This is a genomic window from Blastococcus sp. KM273129, from assembly GCF_021698995.1.
GTDB lineage: Bacteria > Actinomycetota > Actinomycetes > Mycobacteriales > Geodermatophilaceae > Blastococcus.
In genome coordinates this window covers 1-1,124 of record NZ_SSXB01000170.1, presented here as the reverse complement: position 1 = coordinate 1,124, position 1,124 = coordinate 1, and the positions used below count along the sequence as shown (strand labels likewise).

The 1,124-nt window shown below is 69.7% G+C and carries 1 protein-coding gene; it reads right to left on the bottom strand.

Going from position 1 to position 1,124, the window contains the following annotated elements:
• Positions 1 to 1,006, bottom strand: a 1,006-nt coding sequence (locus E9565_RS21860; protein ID WP_236836720.1) for an IS481 family transposase, incomplete at its 3' end; no start/stop codon positions are given.
• Between the last annotated feature and the right edge of the window lie 118 nt (positions 1,007 to 1,124).

Genomic DNA, 1,124 nt, shown 5'->3' with positions numbered 1-1,124 from the left:
AGCTGTACTGATCGGGGACGTTGCTGCAGCCGGTGATGGGCGGGAGGTTGCCCAGAGCTGTGTGGGGCCGGTGGTGGTTGTACTGGTGCAGCCAGCCTGGCAGAGCTGCGCGGCGGGCGGTCTCGGAGGTGTAGAGCCGCTTGTAGGCCCATTCCTCGAGCAGCGTCCGATTGAGCCGTTCGACCTTGCCGTTGGTCTGAGGCCGGCGGACCCGGGTGCGGGAGTGCTTGATGCCCAGCTGCTGGTGGGCGTCGCGCCAGGCGTGGCTGACGTAGGCGGCGCCGTTGTCGGTCAGGACGCGTTCCACAGTGATGCCGTGGTCGGCGAAGAAGGCCCGGGCTCGGGTCCAGAAGGCCAGCGCGGTGGCGGCGGTCTCGTCGTCGAGGGCCTCGGAGTAAGCCAGCCGGGTGTGGCCATCGATGGCCGAGTGCACGTAGCAGTAGCCCAGGTTGGGATGCCCGCCGCCGGTGCCCTTCTTGCGTGGCCGGGCCGGGTCGCGGTGGGCATGGCTGTTACGTCCGCCCTGGGCGCGGCCGAGCTTGCGCCAGCCACCGCCGTCAGGGATGTTGCCCAGCTTCTTCACATCGACGTGCACCAGCTCGCCGGGCCGGGTCAGCGTGATGCGGCGGATCGGTTCTCCGGTGACCCGGTCGACGTGCCAGCGCCGGTTGATGCGACAGGCGACCAGGATCCGGTGCACCGTCGAGGGCGCCAACCCCACCTTGGTGGCGATCGCCACCGGTCCCAGCCGCTGCTTCCACCGCAGGTGCACGATCTTGCGTACGACCGGCTGCGGCGTGCGCCGAGGCGAGTGATGCGGCCGGCTGGAGCGGTCAGCCATGCCGGCCAGGCCCAGCTGCCGATAGCGGCTGGCCCATCTGGTCGCCGTGGGGCGCGAGACCTGGAACCGCTCCGCAGCCCAGGCCACCGGCCAGCCGTCATCGACGATGCAGCGGGCCAGTCGAAGCCGTCCGGTCTCGGTCAGCGGCGCATTACGGTGAACCACGAGGGACCTCCTGGGTGGAGTGGGTGCTTGGCGGCTCCCACAACCAACCCGGAGGTCCCTCCTCACATCAAGATCCGCCTTCAGCGGAGGCAGTGCACCAACCTGCCCGATCAGTACA